At 41.8% G+C, this 17,035-nt stretch carries 12 protein-coding genes and 1 tRNA gene; 4 read left to right on the top strand and 9 right to left on the bottom strand.

What is annotated here, in order from left to right:
* The first annotated feature begins 249 nt into the window (after nt 1-249).
* Entirely contained in the window at nt 250-2,610 is a 2,361-nt protein-coding gene (locus IEV61_RS06095) for a S9 family peptidase (RefSeq protein ID WP_188414766.1), read from the top strand.
* Between the two features lie 217 nt (nt 2,611-2,827).
* Here the strand turns inward: IEV61_RS06095 and IEV61_RS06090 are convergent, their stop codons facing one another.
* Together IEV61_RS06090 and rocD are read right to left on the bottom strand one after the other, a co-directional pair.
* Complete coding sequence (locus tag IEV61_RS06090; RefSeq protein ID WP_188414764.1) at nt 2,828-3,325, bottom strand: YybH family protein; 498 nt, start codon at nt 3,323-3,325, stop codon at nt 2,828-2,830.
* Nucleotides 3,326-3,419: 94 nt separating this feature from the next.
* Nucleotides 3,420-4,655: an ornithine--oxo-acid transaminase gene (rocD, locus tag IEV61_RS06085; protein ID WP_188414762.1), complete on the bottom strand. Its 1,236-nt coding sequence runs from the start codon at nt 4,653-4,655 to the stop codon at nt 3,420-3,422.
* A 447-nt stretch (nt 4,656-5,102) separates the two neighbouring features.
* Between rocD and IEV61_RS06080 the strand changes: the two genes are divergently transcribed.
* Complete coding sequence (locus IEV61_RS06080) at nt 5,103-5,429, top strand: hypothetical protein (RefSeq protein WP_188414760.1); 327 nt, start codon at nt 5,103-5,105, stop codon at nt 5,427-5,429.
* A gap of 129 nt (nt 5,430-5,558) precedes the next feature.
* Here the strand turns inward: IEV61_RS06080 and IEV61_RS06075 are convergent, their stop codons facing one another.
* On the bottom strand, nt 5,559-5,750 hold the full coding sequence (locus tag IEV61_RS06075; RefSeq protein ID WP_188414758.1) for a hypothetical protein: 192 nt from the start codon (nt 5,748-5,750) through the stop codon (nt 5,559-5,561).
* A 257-nt stretch (nt 5,751-6,007) separates the two neighbouring features.
* A complete protein-coding gene (locus tag IEV61_RS06070; RefSeq protein ID WP_188414756.1) occupies nt 6,008-6,169 on the bottom strand; it encodes a hypothetical protein in 162 nt (53 codons plus the stop codon).
* Nucleotides 6,170-6,899: 730 nt separating this feature from the next.
* On the opposite strand from IEV61_RS06070, the gene IEV61_RS06065 reads away from it, so the two are divergent.
* Nucleotides 6,900-7,829 carry a trypsin-like peptidase domain-containing protein gene (locus IEV61_RS06065; protein WP_188414754.1) on the top strand — a complete coding sequence of 310 codons (930 nt, stop codon included), beginning with the start codon at nt 6,900-6,902 and terminating at the stop codon, nt 7,827-7,829.
* An 80-nt stretch (nt 7,830-7,909) separates the two neighbouring features.
* Here the strand turns inward: IEV61_RS06065 and IEV61_RS06060 are convergent.
* The 3 genes from IEV61_RS06060 to metG all read right to left on the bottom strand — a co-directional run bounded on the left by IEV61_RS06060 (nt 7,910) and on the right by metG (nt 11,073).
* Nucleotides 7,910-7,981, bottom strand: a tRNA-Arg gene (locus tag IEV61_RS06060).
* Nucleotides 7,982-8,057: 76 nt separating this feature from the next.
* On the bottom strand, nt 8,058-8,921 hold the full coding sequence (locus tag IEV61_RS06055) for a hypothetical protein (protein WP_188414753.1): 864 nt from the start codon (nt 8,919-8,921) through the stop codon (nt 8,058-8,060).
* Nucleotides 8,922-9,009: 88 nt separating this feature from the next.
* Complete coding sequence (gene metG / locus IEV61_RS06050) at nt 9,010-11,073, bottom strand: methionine--tRNA ligase (protein ID WP_188414752.1); 2,064 nt, start codon at nt 11,071-11,073, stop codon at nt 9,010-9,012.
* Between the two features lie 41 nt (nt 11,074-11,114).
* On the opposite strand from metG, the gene IEV61_RS06045 reads away from it, so the two are divergent.
* Nucleotides 11,115-12,014 carry a S66 peptidase family protein gene (locus IEV61_RS06045; protein ID WP_188414751.1) on the top strand — a complete coding sequence of 300 codons (900 nt, stop codon included), beginning with the start codon at nt 11,115-11,117 and terminating at the stop codon, nt 12,012-12,014.
* A gap of 59 nt (nt 12,015-12,073) precedes the next feature.
* On the opposite strand, the gene IEV61_RS06040 is transcribed toward IEV61_RS06045, so the two are convergent.
* Both IEV61_RS06040 and IEV61_RS06035 read right to left on the bottom strand, forming a co-directional pair.
* The gene (locus IEV61_RS06040) at nt 12,074-13,564 is read right to left on the bottom strand and encodes a RagB/SusD family nutrient uptake outer membrane protein (RefSeq protein ID WP_188414750.1); all 1,491 of its coding nucleotides are present in this window, start codon (nt 13,562-13,564) and stop codon (nt 12,074-12,076) included.
* A 13-nt stretch (nt 13,565-13,577) separates the two neighbouring features.
* Nucleotides 13,578-16,817 carry a SusC/RagA family TonB-linked outer membrane protein gene (locus tag IEV61_RS06035; RefSeq protein ID WP_188414748.1) on the bottom strand — a complete coding sequence of 1,080 codons (3,240 nt, stop codon included), beginning with the start codon at nt 16,815-16,817 and terminating at the stop codon, nt 13,578-13,580.
* Nucleotides 16,818-17,035 lie beyond the last annotated feature (218 nt).

Below are 17,035 nucleotides of genomic sequence, written 5' to 3'. Positions count from 1 at the left end.
AGTACGCATAACTTCAGGACTTCTTCATAAAAGTTCATATTTCCTCAAATTTTTAAAGTTGCGTATATAATGGGGCAGGCGTTATAAACTACATCGTTAAAGCACCACGAAAATTTTAACGGTGCCCATCGTTTTTACTCCTTCGTATCGCGTTTAAGTTCTGGGCAACCTCCTGTTTCGTATCAATCTTGTTATCTGCGTAAATAAATTTTTAAAGTATATTGGCTGTTCAAACCAGTACACACAGGCATGAACAAATTTTTACTCCCCGCCTTTATACTCACCTTCTCGTCGGCCGCTTATGCGCAGCAGATACCAGCACTCACCACCAAAGATTATGAGCGCGCCGAAAGCTTTATGGCTTACAATACTGCCCCCTACGTTGATGGTGGCGCCGTACGCCCCAACTGGCTCCCCGGCGAAAAGTTTTGGTACCGTAACCTAACTGCCCAAGGCAGCGAATTTATACTGGTAGACCCGGCCAAAGATACCCCTACTCCGGCGTTCGATCATCAAAAACTGGCAGCGGCACTATCAACCACCACAGGTAAGAAAGTAGATGCAGCCATGCTTCCGTTTGCGAGTATTGGTTACACGGCCGATGGTAAATATGTAACCTTTACCACTGGGGGTAAAAGCTATAAAGCCGACCTCCAAACTTATACCCTGAGCGAGGATGCTGCCCCGACACAACAGGCTGGTGTCCGCATGGGCAGGCGCGGCGGCTTTAGTGATGGCGGCGTGCTTTCGCCCGATGGCAAGCGGTCGGCCTTTATTAAAGATTACAACCTTTGGGTACGCGAGGTAGCTACCGCCAAGCAAACCCAGCTGACTACCGATGGTGTTAAAGATTTTGGTTACGCCACCGATAACGCCGGCTGGACGCACAGCGACAACGCCATTTTACAATGGTCGCCCGACTCGAAGAAGATAGCCACTTTTAAGCAGGACCAGCGTAAAGTAGCCGACATGTATTTAGTAACTACCAACGTTGGCAAGCCAACCCTTAAAGCTTGGAAATACCCTTTACCGGGCGAAGAAATACCGATGATACACCGCGCTATTATTGAGGTAGATAACCCTAAAGTGGTGATGCTGAAAGTACCTGCCGATCCGCACCGGGCCACGCTAAGCGATGATATATCAAGCAGTGGAACTTTAGATGATGTGAACTGGAGTACCGATGGCTCGCAACTGGCTTTTATATCAACATCGCGCGATCATAAAATTGAAAAGGTACGCATAGCCAACGCCGCCACGGGCGATGTACGCGAGGTGTTTGAAGAAACCGTACCTACGCAATACGAATCGGGCTGGGGAAGCATTAACTGGCGCTACCTGCCGCAAACCAAAGAGATCATCTGGTTTTCGGAGCGCGACAACTGGGGACACCTCTACCTGTACGATGCCACTACCGGCAAACTTAAAAACCAAATTACCAAGGGCAACTGGGTAGTTACCCGCATCGTGAAGGTTGATGAAAAGAACCGCCTTGTTTACTTTTTGGCTGGCGGCCGCGAGGCAGGCAACCCCTACTTTAGCCACTTGTATAAAGTAGGTTTCGATGGTAAAAAGGTAACGCCGCTTACTCCCGAGGAAGGCAATCATCAGATTAGCTTTTCACCTACTGAAAGTTATTTTGTAGATACCTATTCGCAACCCAATGTAGCCCCGGTTACCGTAATGCGCAACCTGAACGGCAAATTGGTAGCCACCGTGCAGCAAACCGATGTATCGAGGTTGACCGCCACCGGCTGGAAAGCCCCTACCTCTATTACGGTGAAAGCCCACGATGGCAAAACCGACTTGTATGGTTTAATGTTTACGCCTACTCAACTAGATCCAAACAAGAAATATCCTATCATCAACTACATCTATCCCGGTCCGCAAGGGGGTAGCGTGGGCAGCTGGTCGTTCGCTGCTTCGCGCGGAGATCACCAAGCGTTGGCCGAATTGGGTTTCATAGTGGTACTGATAGAAGGCACCAGCAACCCGCTGCGCTCTAAAAGCTATCATGATATGAATTACGGCAACATAGCCGATAACACCCTGACCGACCAGATTGCGGGCATGCAGCAATTAGCGCAAAAGTACCCGTACATTGATATTAACCGTGCAGGTATTTGGGGGCACTCTGGCGGTGGTTTTGCTACTGCGGCAGCCATGTTCCGCTACCCTGATTTCTTTAAGGTTGGCATCTCCGAATCGGGTAATCATGACAACCGCAACTACGAGGACGATTGGGGCGAGCGTTATATTGGCTTGCTGACCAAGGATGCCAGCGGAAAATCGAACTACGAAGACCAGGCCAACCAAAACTATGCTAAAAACCTGAAAGGTAAACTGATGCTGGCCCATGGCATGCTGGATGATAACGTACCGCCATACAACACACTGTTAGTGGTAGAGGCCCTTGAAAAAGCTAATAAAGATTATGACCTGGTTATATTCCCTAACAGTCCGCACGGTTATGGCCCCTATTCGCCCTATATGATGCGCCGCCGCTGGGATTACTTTGTGAAAAACCTTTTAGGTGCCGAAGCTCCTAAAGAGTACCAGCTCAAAGCTAAAACCGATCCGCGTAATGCTGGTTTTGGTGGTGGGTTCTAAAAATTAGATTCTAATCAAAACTGCCAGTCTAAGCCTGTCGAAGACTTAGCAAAGCGGCGAATGCTTCGACAAGCTCAGCATGACATTTTATAATAAAGGCTGCTCTTTAAAAGGGTAGCCTTTATTGTTAGCATCGTATTTGCGAGAGATGGGAAGCGATAGATAGGAAATTGGTATTTGACCTTTAGTTTAAGTAAAAAGTAAAGGTTTAAATGCGTTACTTTTCGGTTGATGGTTGAATCATCTCCCGTATAGTGGCCCATCCGGTTGGACTTCCTTTATATTTAATATAAACGATCATGGATCGACCCTTGAACGTAAAGGGTTTGCCGCTACCTTTTGGCATACCTTTTATGGTAAATAATGTTTGTTCCACGGCTGTTCCACCGTTAATAAACATACTTTCAACCTTATTTTCTACGAACTCGAGGTGGAAACTGTCAAGTGTACCTTTCAATTGGTTTCTGAGGGTTTCTTTTCCTTTTTGGAAATCAGGATAATTTAATGCCTTTATTACATCGGGATGGTGATACAGCAGTATTGCATCAACATCGCCACGTGAAAATGCCGCACGAATAGCATCTCCTGTTCTTCTTAACGAATCCCTATCAGCCTTGCTACCATTAAAGTCATTACTTGACTGTGCGTATGAGTAAAACGACAATAACAGGAAGAGTAACGTTAATACGCTCCCTAACAGATTTTTACCAATCATTCTTTAAATATAAAGATTGATTTTCACATATTAACAAGTTGATTTTTTGTTTTCGCCAGGGTTCTTATAGAGTGTGTCAGGGAGACGGAAAGCATCAGGCTAATGCCGCAATCGTTTTACAGATTATACCACAGCACTCTTCCATTTGCCCGGCGGTAATTACCAACGGTGGCGAAAAGCGGATGGTATGGCCGTGGGTTGGTTTGGCCAGCAGTCCGTTATCGCGCAGGGCGAGGCAAACATCCCAAGCGGTGAAAGGCAAGTCATCGGCTATGTCAATGGCGTTTAATAAACCGCGGCCCCTTACGGCTTTAACTATGGCCGGGTAATCGGCTTGCAATTGCTGCATATGGTTGCGGAAGACCTGTCCTGTTTCAAACGCGTTCTCCGGCAATTCTTCTTCGGTAATTACCCGCAGGGCGGCAATGCTCACTACGGCGGCCAGCGGGTTGCCACCAAAGGTAGAGCCATGCTCGCCCGGGCGAATGCACAGCATCACATCATCATTAGCGAGCACGGCCGATACTGGCAGCACGCCGCCCGCCAGTGCCTTGCCTATAATGAGCACATCGGCATGCACCTCATCGTAGTAACTTGCTAACAGCTTGCCGGTGCGGCCAATGCCGGTTTGTATCTCATCGGCCATCAGCAATACGTTATATTGCTTACACAAGACATGCGCAGCGGCCAGATAACCCTCATCAGGTACAATAACTCCGGCTTCGCCCTGTATGGGCTCTACCAAAAACGCGCAGATATCGGGGTTTGCGGCAAGCGCCTGTTCCAGCGCAGCAAGGTCATTATAAGGGATCATGGTAAAGCCTGGCAGATATGGGCCAAAGTGGTCTTTAGACTCGGGACTATCAGAAAAAGAAATAATACCCGTGGTGCGCCCGTGAAAGTTACCACCGGCTACTATAATATTGGCCCGGCCATCGGCCACGCCTTTGTGCTGGTAAGCCCATTTGCGGGCCAGTTTAATGGCAGTTTCCACGGCCTCGGCACCCGAGTTCATAAACAAAGCTTTATCGTAGTTAAACAAGCGACAAATATGCTCTTCGGCCCTGCCCAACTGGTCGTTATAAAACGCGCGTGAGGTAAGCGTAAGCTGCTGTGCCTGGTTAACCAACGCTTCAATAATACGCGGGTGGCAATGCCCCTGGTTTACGGCACTGTAGGCCGAAAGGAAATCGAAATACTGCTTACCCTCCACATCCCATAAATGTACCCCCAAACCGCGCGATAATACCACCGGTAAGGGATGATAATTATGTGCGCCATAATGTTCTTCAGTATCTATAATTTGCTGGGTGCTGTTTAAAGTAAGCATGTTTTAAGTATTAATTATAAGAAACACATAGATAGGAAAGTTATTTTTCAAATACACCTATTTTGTTTATTTAGCACCTCACAACTTTACAATTATAAAGAATATTAATATATTAAGCCCTGATAATCAGGTATTATCACCCTTTTATTAGGGTAGTTTCATGTAATGTGCTATCACAATTTGTACTGAATTTTAACTCAATAAATTTCACATTTAATTTAAACCCCACATGCAAAACGAAGAAACGAAATAGGACGAACCAATTCCAAAATCTGTCTACATTCCCTATAAAGAAGCAGCAGAAATGGTAAAAAATTTCAGGATTCACTCAAAAAATAATACAGAATTTCTTACCGAAATACACCATGTAAAATCTGTTTGGTTTCCAATAGATGATATTATTGCAATGTGCAATAAACTGAAAACAATGCAGAGGGATGCCTGATTATGGAAAACTACGTAGCCAGCCTGGTTAACCTTGAACAATCGCAAACAGCAGCTAAGTCTGCGCCAGTAAATAGAAGCAAAGGCGAGCAGCTATCTCCCGAGCAAATGAAAGAGCTCAGTTTCCGGGAGCATGCTTTAATGACTATAGCCGAGGCCATGATCATGATAAGGCAAGGAACGGAACCGGAGGCCGTTCAGAAACGCCACATGCTGAAAATAAACAGCCTTTACAACCGGTATATGCTAAGCCTAATAATGTTTGGCTCATTGCCCGGGGTTGTAAAGTTGATGCACATGATCATTAGCTCAACCCCGACATGTACTTAGCTCATTTTTAAACTCGGTTTTATTGCTGATTAACGCTAACGCCGCTAAGCAATCAGAAATTGATTCCAGAGGATAATAGTATAGCATAAACAAGGGCCGGTATCTCTACCGGCCTTTGTTTATGCTATACTAATTGTTGACTGATTCCAATAATTTCTTAACAGTGTCAATGTCATGCTCGACGGCATAAAATTTATCTTTTTCACCAGTGTATATAACGGTTTCAAGTTGGTTGGTTGCTGAGGTTGAAAATCCGGTCACCAATTCAGGATTAATAAAAAGACGTCTATTACCTCTTCTAAACTCTACGTACTTAGCCATAATTTTTATTTGCAATATATGAAAACCGTCTATATTTCGTGGTCTATCACTGAATCCATGAAAGGCGATGCATAGACAATACCATCGATGATTTGAACGCGCTGCGACCGCCAGAACGAACCATCAATATGGGTAATAAATAATACGCGATCTGGACCCGCAGTTATTTCAGCAAGGTTGTTTAACAGCATAATTCGTTTCATATATTCATTTTGTTAAGTGTGATCAATCATTGCCTGCAAATCTTCCTTAATCAATTAAAGGCGCTGATGAAAGGTATTATTTTCTATCATGGCGTCGATGTCAGTACCCTTTAATTCGGTTGAGAAGCTTCGATTGTTTTGATGTGCCGATATGACCACTGTTCTATCTTCATCTGAATTTTGGATAATAGAAATATTATCGAAGCTCCCCTTCATAGCCTCAGAAATTATAAGATTCAATGGAATGCTTATCATTGTGATAATTTATTTTTAATAATTAGGCGAGGTGGTTATGACCTCGCCTAATCTACCTACTTACTTCTTTTTCCGCTCGACGATCGCTAATGCTTTATGAATAACCACAAGCATGCCGCCGAACAAGATGATTAAACCTAAAATTAAGATGTTTTCCACTTGTTCTTTATACCTCCTTACCGAACACGGCAGCGATCTCTGTATAAGTGCAAACGTTAATAATTAATTTCTTAAATCAATTAATTTAAATATATGTTTGTAATACATCCTTGAGGGGAATGTCAAATACATTAAATCAGAAGGCTACTTGTTACCAGCAAGTAGCCTTTGCTGTCTCTATTCTACTCAAATGTACATTGGCAGACCTGAAATAGTTTATAAACGTTCTCCACACGCCCTGAAAGTTATCCACAAATTTTTTTCATATTTTGAAGTTATTAACACTAAAAACAGTGAATAGAGAACTTAGGGCTACATTTTCGTAATCATACTTACTGCTTTATACTTGATTTTTGTCATGTTGAAATCTGCTTTTAAAACCTGCTTACCATTTAATCAATAACAAAAAATATAAGTTTTTGCGCGGTCAATGCCTGCCCCATCGAAAAACCAGGATGCATTAGATCTTTTGTATTTTTTGAACCGTTCGAAAGCTGGTTATAAGACCAAGAAGAATAATTACATTTACTAGATGAAATTCATTTTAACAATTTGGCTGGCGCTTGCGCTAAGCCTTGCATATAGTCAGGATTTTACAAATTCAAAACCACAAGGCCAAGTCGACGATATAACATATTTGAGCACTGTTAAAATTACAAAGTCTAATATTGTAAAAATTAAGATAAAAGGAAAGAATAAGTCACTGGCAAAAGATAGTGTTATTTCGTCAACGGGCACGGGCTTTTTTGTTTACAAGCAATTTCCAAGCGGCGACTATAAGGTGTTTCTTGTTACGAATAAGCACATGGTCGGTCAGTGGTCTTTGATAGACACATTAAAGCTTGATAAAGATATTAAAGTCAATTTTTATACAAAATCCAAGGAAGCTCGAATTGAAATTGTCCCCCTAATTAACGCGCAAGGCGTGCCCTTGAGTACGGTTCATGCTTACCCTAATCAATTGATTGATATTGTTGTCATTGACGTAACGGATTTTTTAAGACAATCTTCAAACTTTAATTTGGATGTTTATGCAACCGAAATAAGTTTGCTGCCATCTTTGATGAATTTATCCGGATTTAATATCTTTACCGGCGATCAGGTTTTTGTTATTGGCTATCCTGCTGGAATCGGCACAGTAACATTGAGTATGCCATTAATTAAGTCTGCAGTTATATCTTCACCTATGGTCAATACCCTTGATCTCCCCATAATGTTGGCAAACAACCAAACAACTTCGATTTACGGCAAGCTTATTTTATTAGATGGATATATTGTGGGAGGTAATAGCGGTGGACCTGTTGTTGTACCAAGAAGAAGATACCCCGAGGATAAGTCTAATATCCACAATGAAAAAAACAGGATTATTGGTATAGTTTCTTCGGTTTACACCAATACGGGTCTTACAATAGTTTATGCAGCTGATTACATCAAGGACTTGGTTAATAAATATAGCCAGTAGATAGGTTTATTACATTCTTCCAAAATCCTTCCAAAGAATCAATCAAAAAGCCCCTCAGCAAAAGCTAAGAGGCTTCTTTGTACCCCCGACGAGAATCGAACTCATATCTAAAGTTTAGGAAACTTCTATTCTATCCGTTGAACTACAGGGGCAAACAATGGTGGCACAAAAATGCAAAAATTTGCCGAACCTGCCAATCAACCTTGGTAATATCTTTACCTTCCTTAACTACTGAGTATTATTGCTATTATCTGCCGAAGCGCCAACTGCTGCTACGCCTCCAACGGCTGCTGCAATACCAATACCTGTCATTACTTTAGCGTAACCGGTCTTTTTTGAATTAATGAAATAATCTCCACGCTGAACCTGGTAATCGGTCAAATCTTTTGGATTACTGCTGCTGTTAACAAGTTTTGATATAAAAAATTCTTGTTCGTAAAGTACGGGCTTGGGCTGGTTGCCTTGCAAGGTGTACAACGTTAAAAAGCTTTTAAAAACAAGTGGCGAATTCTCTTTGGTAAAATTTGCCACTTTTACATTTACCGGTACGGTACTATATTGCTCAATAAAGCCTGTAATTTCTTTGTGCAACATCGTATCCGGAACACTCAAAAACCCGTTGGTTACATATGCAGGTCTAAAATCGCCTTTCGCATGTGGTGGTAAAAATGTCACACTCTCAGGTAGCTTGGCTACTGCATTAATACTTCCGCTGGTATAGGTAGATTGAGGATAGGCAATATTACTGCCACGGTTGCTTGTAGAATAAGTGTCTGAAACACCATTTATGTTACCACTAATAGGAACATTTTTATTAGCATAACTAATGGTTTTGTCGCCCACAACCATTGCCGAACTTTGCCAATCTATGTATAAAGGCTTATTAGATTTATTATAAACCTGTATACCCACGGGCGCATTTTGCCCATAAAACGAGTAAGTTATCTTTACAGAATCGTTCTCAACGTTAAATTCTCCGGTTTGCTCATTCTTTACAGCATTTGTGCTGCTGAGCATGTTCACCTGATATTTGCTGCAAGAAGCAAGCATAACTGAAAACAGAACAACGGAGGGAAGTAGTAGATTTTTCATTGCGAGAAGTGGTTGAAGGTAATAAATAGCTTGATTAATGGTATGACAAGCAAGAGCTGTCATGGTTTAATCAAGCTATTAAAATATTTTACCGTATCACCGAGCCATTATGCATATCGGCACCTGGCGCTACGAAGGTTAACTTGCCTTCGGCGTTTTCGGCCATCAGGATCATACCTTGCGACAGTATGCCTTTGATCTCGCGCGGCTCCAGGTTAACCAATATGCTTACCTGCTGACCAATAATGTTCTCGGGCTCAAAATGTTCGGCAATGCCCGATACTACCGTGCGCTGATCAAGCCCGGTATCGATAGTTAGTTTTACCAGTTTTTTGGTTTTGGCTACCTTTTCGGCGGTTAAAATGGTACCCACACGGATATCCATCGTAGCAAACTGATCGAAAGTCACATTTGGTTTAGCCGGTTGCACGGGTGTGGTTTCTTCAATAGTAGTTTCCAATGCTTGTTTTTTGCTAATCAGTTTTTGAATCTGCTTTTCTATAACCTCATCTTCCAGTTTTTCAAACAATAAAGATGCGGTATTTAACTGGTGACCGCTCTGAAACGTTATCTCCTGATCAAAGTAAATAGTATCTGCAGGCCAGTTGAGCATGTGTAAAATTTTCTTGGCTGTGCCCGGTAAAAACGGTTGCAAACAACCTGCAATATGCCCCATCAGTACTAAACAGTTATGCAAAGCTTCACGGGCAGCTTCAGGATTGGTTTTGAACGTTTTCCAAGGCTCCTGTTCGGTTAAGTAGCGGTTACCTAAACGGGCAATTTCCATTACAATTTGCTGCGCCTGGCGAAACTTGTAGCTTTCAAAACTTTGTTCCAGTTCATCGTAAAGGCGGGCTACTTCGGTATTCAGCGTAGCGTCGGTCAGGGTAACTTGCGCAGTTTCCGCAGTTATCTTACCGTCAAAGAACTTATGCATTAAGATCATTACCCGGTTAACCAAATTGCCTAATATGGCTACCAGCTCGTTGTTTACACGAGCCTGGTAATCTTTCCAGGTAAACTCGCTGTCGCTGGTTTCGGGGGCAATAGCCGTTAAATAATAACGCAATTCATCCACCTTATCGGGGAAAGTTTCAAGGTACTCATGCATTTCTACGCTCCAGCCACGGCTGGTCGACATTTTATCGCCTTCCAGATTCATAAACTCGTTAGCGGGCACGTTATCGGGCAAAATGAACTCACCATGTGCCTTCAGCATAGCCGGGAACACGATACAATGGAACACAATATTGTCTTTACCTATAAAGTGAACCAGCTTACTTTCCTTGTCTTGCCAGTACAGCTTCCAGTCTTTATCGTTATCAATAGCCCATTGTTTAGTGGCCGATATATAGCCTATGGGTGCATCAAACCACACATACAGCACTTTGCCATCGGCACCTTCTACAGGTACTTTGATACCCCAGTCTAAATCGCGGGTTACGGCACGTGGGTGCAGGCCGCCATCTATCCAGCTTTTACACTGTCCGTAAACGTTAGTTTTCCAGTCTTTGGCATGCTGTTTCAGGATCCAGTCGCCCAAAAAACTTTCGTATTTATTTAAGGGGAGGTACCAGTGTTTGGTTAAGCGCTTTACCGGTTTGTCACCGCTCAGGGTAGAGCGTGGGTCTATCAATTCATCAGGGCTTAACGAGCTTCCGCATTTTTCGCACTGGTCACCGTAGGCATTATCGTTAGCACAAACCGGGCATGTACCTATAATATAGCGGTCGGCCAAAAAAGCGCCGGCCTGCTCATCATAATACTGCTCCGATTCCTGTTCTTCAAAACAGCCTTTATCGTTCAGATTGGTGAAAAAATCCTGAGCCGTTTCATGATGAATGGGCTCGCTGGTACGGTGGTAAATATCGAACGATATGCCGAGTTTATCGAAGCAATACTTGATCAGCTCATGGTACTTATCAATAATGGCGCGCGGTGTGGTACCCTCTTTCATGGCCTGGTTAGCTATGGCAGTACCATGCTCGTCTGACCCGCAAACGAACACCACGTCTTTACGTTTAAGGCGCAGGTAACGGGCATATAAATCGGCAGGAATGTAGGCACCGGCCAGGTGACCAATATGTTTAGGGCCGTTGGCATAAGGCAAGGCCGCGGTAATAGTATAGCGTTTATATTGTTGAGCTTCCAAAATTGTAATTCTCTTTCTTTATTTTGCAAAGATAATTCAATATGAGCATAACTCCTCCATATCTTCAAAAAGGCGACCGCGTGGCCATTGTATGCCCGGCTAAGAAATTACCACAGCCCATGGACGATGCCGTAGCCCTGCTACAGTCGTGGGGATTAGAAGTAGTTTTGGGCGAAACGGTAACGGCCGAGTACTACCAGTTTGCCGGCGATGATGAGCTACGCGCGCAAGACCTGCAGCGCTATGTGAATGACGACAGCATTAAAGCCATATTTGCCGCCCGTGGTGGCTACGGTACGGTACGCATTATTGACCAAGTAAATTTTAGCCGATTAACTACTCATCCTAAATGGATCATTGGCTTTAGTGATATTACCGTACTGCATGCGCATTTATTTACCAATTACCACCTGCAAACCATACACGGACAAATGCCCGTTAACATACCCGATGCCACAGGGCCATCGTTAGAAACCTTGCGCAAAGCACTTTTTGGACAAGAACTCACGTATGAGATTGCCCCTCACCCACTAAACCGGACGGGCCATGCTGAAGGTGTGCTCATTGGTGGAAATTTAGCTATCCTGCTATCCCTCTCAGGCTCGGTATCTGACTACCATTATGATGGTAAGATTTTATTTATGGAGGATGTAGGCGAGTACCTCTACTCCATAGACCGGATGCTGTATACCCTAAAACGTGCAGGCAAGCTCAAAAACCTGGCAGGCCTCATTGTAGGCGGCTTTACCGATCTAAAAGACAATGATATTCCCTTTGGCCAAACGGCTCAGGAAATTATCAGGGCTATTGTGGAAGAATATGACTATCCCGTTTGTTTTGATTTCCCGGCAGGGCATGTCAGGGACAATTGGGCGCTGGTAATGGGGATGGGAGTAAACTTAAGTATTACTTACGAACTAAGTATACTTAAGTATTTATAGCAAAAACAATAACAAGAAAAGCGCCGCTCTGAATGGGAGCGGCGCTTTTTTTGTTATTGTTAAATTGGGTTTTGAACAATTAAAGGATTTGAGTTTGTTTCGGTTTGAGGAAACAACCACTCCCATCTTACATCGCCAGGAGCCAATGTTAACACCGTTGCTATGGTAGCTGTGTGATTGCTGCCTGTACGGTCTAAAGTTAAATTCAGACGCTTCAAATCTCCGTATCGAAAGCCTTCACCCCACAGTTCTACACGTCTTTGAACCATTACCTCCTCTGCCAGAGTAGTACCTGTAGATGTAGATTTTACATAACTAGGATCTCTCTGTTTTGCAAGAGTGAAGAGGGCATTCTGGGCATCTGCATCTTTACCTAAACGTGCATTTGCTTCTGCTACTATTAAATAAAGCTCAGATAAACGCATTAAAGGCAAATCATTAGCGCTATCAGTAGATACAGCTAAGAATTTTCTATGCATATAAGGAAATCTTGAACCAGATGGAGCTGAGGGTACAGGGAAAGCGGTATTAGAACCTGTTGGATCCCATAAACCTTTTCTGATGTCTGTTGGTGAAATTAAATTATATAATTTACTACTAATGCTTTTGGGATTAGAACGTATGTTACTTGAACCAAAATTTGCAGACATGTAAGCAAAGAAGTCGTAGAAATACAAAGGCTGGTCAGACTGGTGTCTGATTCCCCAAATCCATTCAGGATTATTAACAGTATTGAATCCTTGGAAATATTGAGCGCTTGACATTAATGAATTGCCGGTTCCAACACCAGAAATAGCAGCAGAAGCCATAGTTGCCGCAGTTGCATAATCTTGTTGGGCTAAAGCAACACGAGCCTTTATTCCTCTTGCAACGTTGATGTTAATGTGAGACAAACCTATGCGTGCTGTTGCACTTGTCAACAAACCCATAGCTGCATCTAAATCGCTATTTATTTGTGTATAAACTTCTTCAACAGTCGAACGCGGAAGAGGATCTACCTTGGTGGTAATATTAAGAGGTATACCTAATTGTGAATTAGGTTTTGCTGCAGCATTATAACGTTTACCAAACATCTGAACCAACTTAAAATGAGCATAGGCGCGCATTGCTAATGCCTCACCTTTAATTTGGTTTTTATCAGCAGTTGGCCCCGAGGCACCATCAATGCCTTCAATAATTGCGTTCGCATTAGATATTAATTTGTAATAATATCTGTATACAAAATATAAATGAGCACTGGTAATGGTACGATTTGTTACATAGCGCATTTGAGCTACATAACCTCCTGCAGAATTAAATACTACATCTTCGCCCATAACGTCCATATCAATCATTATAGAACCTTCGCCACCTTCATCCTGATTACTGTATTGAATGTACATAGCACGATACATACCATTTAATGCCGCTAATGCATTAGTGGTGGTAGTAAATACGGTACTTGATGATACAGCATCGGTTGGTGCCGTATCCAAATATTCTTTTGAGCATGACGGCAATATTAGGAAGCCAGCCATGAATACTGTGAAACTGAAAATTATTTTTTTCATCTTTCTTAATTTATTATAATGATGCGTTTAATCCAATACTTAATACACGGGCGGGTACATACACATTTGAGTTAGTACCAGTAAACCCTTGAGTTGCATCTAAGCCCCTTCTGGCCGAAAACTGGTACAGATTTTCGCCCGATGCGAATACACGTACGTTTTTAATGCGCAATTTTGAAGCAAATTTGCTTGGAACATTATATGATAACGTGGCGTTACGAATTGTTAAATAAGATGCTGTAGTTAACCACCGATCGGAAGTAGCATAAAGATTGGTAACACTCGCGCCAGCTGCATCAATTCTTGGAATATCAGTTATATCGCCTGGATTTTTCCATGATTTCAACATGTCAACGTGTAATGCACTACCTAAAACCGAACCTTGAGTCATTAAGCTTTGGTAGTTTGAATCATAAAACTGTCCGCCTAAACCATAGTTCAATCCAATGTTTAAGCTAAGACCTTTGTATGTAAAGGTATTTACAATAGATCCATATACATCTGGAATTGCAGAGGTACCTGTGTAATCTTGCTTTGCGTTAGCTATAGCTGTTGTATAAACCACACCATTAATTGTCCTTAAAGTAGTTCCGGTAGCTCCATCTAAAGGCTCATACAATGCCGAACCATCTGCTGGATCTACACCTTTGTAGCGACGAAGATAATAGTCATATATACCATGACCTACCTCTAATCTCTTGGTACCAGAAACAATTGTTGGCTGATTATCAGGCATTTTAGTGATTCTGTTCTTTACAGTAGCTGCATTAACATTGATATTCCACACAAAATCTTTCAACCTTACAGGGTCACCACCTAAGTTTACCTCAACACCTCTGTTATACATTGTACCAATATTTTGGTAGGTGTTAATTACACCGCTTGAAACAGGAAGAGGCACCAAAAACAACAAGTTTGACGAACGTTTGTCATAAACCTCGAAGCTACCGGTTAAACGATTTTTAAACATGCCAAACTCCAATGCGATATCAAGAGTTTTGTTTACCTCCCACTTTAAGTTATTATTACCAACAAGTGTAGATTGTGTATATCCATTTTCTGTAGCATTAGGGTTTATATCATACAAGCTTTGATAAGGATATAACGAAATACCACCACCAGAGGTCAATGTTTGATAGTTACCAGTTGTACCATAGCTACTGCGCAGTTTTAACATGTCTATCCAAGAAACGCTTTTCAAGAAGTCTTCCTTGTCTATTCTCCACCCTAAACCTACAGAACCAAATGTTCCCCAACGAGCATCTCTTGCAAACCTTGAGCTTGCGTCGCGGCGCACAGATGCAGCGAATAAATATTTCTGATTGTAATTAACGCTACCAAAAAAACCTTCAGATTTATCATTATCTTGATATGAGTACAAGCTAGATGTTGTGCTGAAGTTAATTAATTCAGTGTTTCCTTCTGCATTGATCTGCGTTTTGAAACCGTATAACTGATCTGTTTTTCTTGAATAATTTTCATGACCAACCAATGCTGTTACATGGTGCATCCCAAAAGTTTGATCATAGTTTAATAACTGTTGAACATTGTAAGAAGTTGACAAATCATAAGTTTTGCTTGAACGTCCACCAGGAGATCCATCACCAACAATTGGGTTTTGATAAGATGATGAATAGTTATTACTAATATCTACTGCCGCATTGGCTGTAAATTTAAAGTGTTTTAAAAACGAGATTTCACCATAAGTACGGGCACCAAATACATTTCTCCTGAATGAGTTATCATTCAAAAGCGTTTCTTGTAAAATGTGTCTTCCTTGTAAAACTGGGCGGCTTGTTACACCCAAAGCATTTAATGATCCGGTATCATAAACCCGCATACCAAGAGCATCAAACAATGGTGCACCAGATGCTGCATTGTAAGCATAAACTGGATAAACCGGACCAATACTACGACTAAAGTTGAACGGGTTAATAATACTACCGCTTGTGCCATCATTAGCTTGATTTGACTTCGTAATTGCACCATTTATGTTTAAACCTGTTTTCAACCAACTTGTTGCCTGGTGATTAACATTAATACGACCTGTGAAACGACCGTAATCCGACTTAATAGTGAAACCTTGCTCATTAAGATACCCTAACGAAACAAAATAATCGCTTTTGTCATTTCCGCCACTGTAATTTAAGCCGTAATCTCCACGTCTACCTACACGCTTGATAACATCTGTCCAATCCATGTTATCATAACGTAACACAGCATTAGGATTCAGATTGCCATTCACGTCAACAATTTGATTTGAGGCTACACCACTGAAAGGGTTATTGCTTTGTGTGTAAACACCATTTGCAATTACCGAACCTAAAGTTTGTGACACATCAAGGTAGTTAGAACCATTAAAAACCTGCCTGTTTAAAGCATCGCGCGTGCCTAAGCCTGATGCTAAAATATTAGCATTTTCTCTTGATATACCACTTGTTACTAAACTATTACGCAATGCCATCCACTCTGTTGGATAGTATTGATAGGCATTCATTAAGTCATATTCAGGAACGCCGCGGTATGATAAGCCCTGTAAAGCTCTAACACTTAGCTGACCATTGTTTTTCCTACCCTTTTTGGTGGTAATAATTACTACACCATTTGCTGCCTTTGCACCATAAAGTGCTGTTGATGATGCATCTTTCAATACAGATATGGACTCAACATCATCAGGATTTAAATTAGCTATAGAATTTTCATTTTGTGCACCATCAATAATGTAAAGAGGATTGTTTGATGCATTGATTGAACCAAATCCACGAATACGTATAGCAAGACCTGATCCGGGCGCGCCATTAGTTGAACCAACTTGTACACCGGGTGAAACGGCTGTTAACGCATTTGACACATTACTAATGGGTCTTTGCGCAAAATCTTTTGCAGTTACCACACCAGCAGCACCCACAAAAGTTTCTCGTTTAGCCGTACCAAACGGCACAACAACCACATCATTTAGTTGGTTAGGCGCAGAAACTAAAGCAATATTTAAATTTGCTGATGCAGAAGCTTCTTGCGTTACGTATCCTATAAATGAAAAAACCAATGTTGTGCCAGACTGAACGTTGATTACGTAGCGACCATCTGGGCCAGTTTGTGTACCTGTTTTTGTTCCTTTAGTAGTTACACTTACTCCAGCTAACGGAAGACCGTCATCTTTTCCGGTTACCCTACCGGACACTTGACTTTGTGCATAGGCTTGGGATCCTATCAATAGCAAAGCGCATAAAAAACCTTGTAAAATTTTTTTCATTCGTTAATAGTTTAGTTAATTGTTGCGTAATTTATAACATACTTATTACAATCTAAAATTTTTTTAACAAAATTTTAATTAAGCAGGCAATGAGGGGCCATATTGTTAAAAACAGCTACAGATTTTAATTGAAAAAACAATTTTTATATGATTTTCAGTTAAACCCAAACAATTAATCACAAATAAGAATATTTTAACCTTAATTTATTTTTAATCAT

Source organism: Mucilaginibacter galii, from assembly GCF_014635825.1.
Classification (GTDB): Bacteria; Bacteroidota; Bacteroidia; order Sphingobacteriales; family Sphingobacteriaceae; genus Mucilaginibacter; species Mucilaginibacter galii.
Note: the sequence above shows the minus strand (reverse complement) of the source record. Positions and strands in the feature narration are given on the sequence as shown.

Coding starts and splice junctions, on each gene's coding strand:
- IEV61_RS06065 (WP_188414754.1), top strand. CDS start 6,900: ATGAAATTCATTTTAACAATTTGGCTGGCGCTTGCGCTAAGCCTTGCA.
- IEV61_RS06075 (WP_188414758.1), bottom strand. CDS start 5,750: ATGGCTAAGTACGTAGAGTTTAGAAGAGGTAATAGACGTCTTTTTATT.
- IEV61_RS06090 (WP_188414764.1), bottom strand. CDS start 3,325: ATGATTGGTAAAAATCTGTTAGGGAGCGTATTAACGTTACTCTTCCTG.
- rocD (WP_188414762.1), bottom strand. CDS start 4,655: ATGCTTACTTTAAACAGCACCCAGCAAATTATAGATACTGAAGAACAT.
- IEV61_RS06035 (WP_188414748.1), bottom strand. CDS start 16,817: ATGAAAAAAATTTTACAAGGTTTTTTATGCGCTTTGCTATTGATAGGA.
- IEV61_RS06095 (WP_188414766.1), top strand. CDS start 250: ATGAACAAATTTTTACTCCCCGCCTTTATACTCACCTTCTCGTCGGCC.
- IEV61_RS06055 (WP_188414753.1), bottom strand. CDS start 8,921: ATGAAAAATCTACTACTTCCCTCCGTTGTTCTGTTTTCAGTTATGCTT.
- IEV61_RS06070 (WP_188414756.1), bottom strand. CDS start 6,169: ATGAAGGGGAGCTTCGATAATATTTCTATTATCCAAAATTCAGATGAA.
- IEV61_RS06045 (WP_188414751.1), top strand. CDS start 11,115: ATGAGCATAACTCCTCCATATCTTCAAAAAGGCGACCGCGTGGCCATT.
- IEV61_RS06040 (WP_188414750.1), bottom strand. CDS start 13,564: ATGAAAAAAATAATTTTCAGTTTCACAGTATTCATGGCTGGCTTCCTA.
- IEV61_RS06080 (WP_188414760.1), top strand. CDS start 5,103: ATGGAAAACTACGTAGCCAGCCTGGTTAACCTTGAACAATCGCAAACA.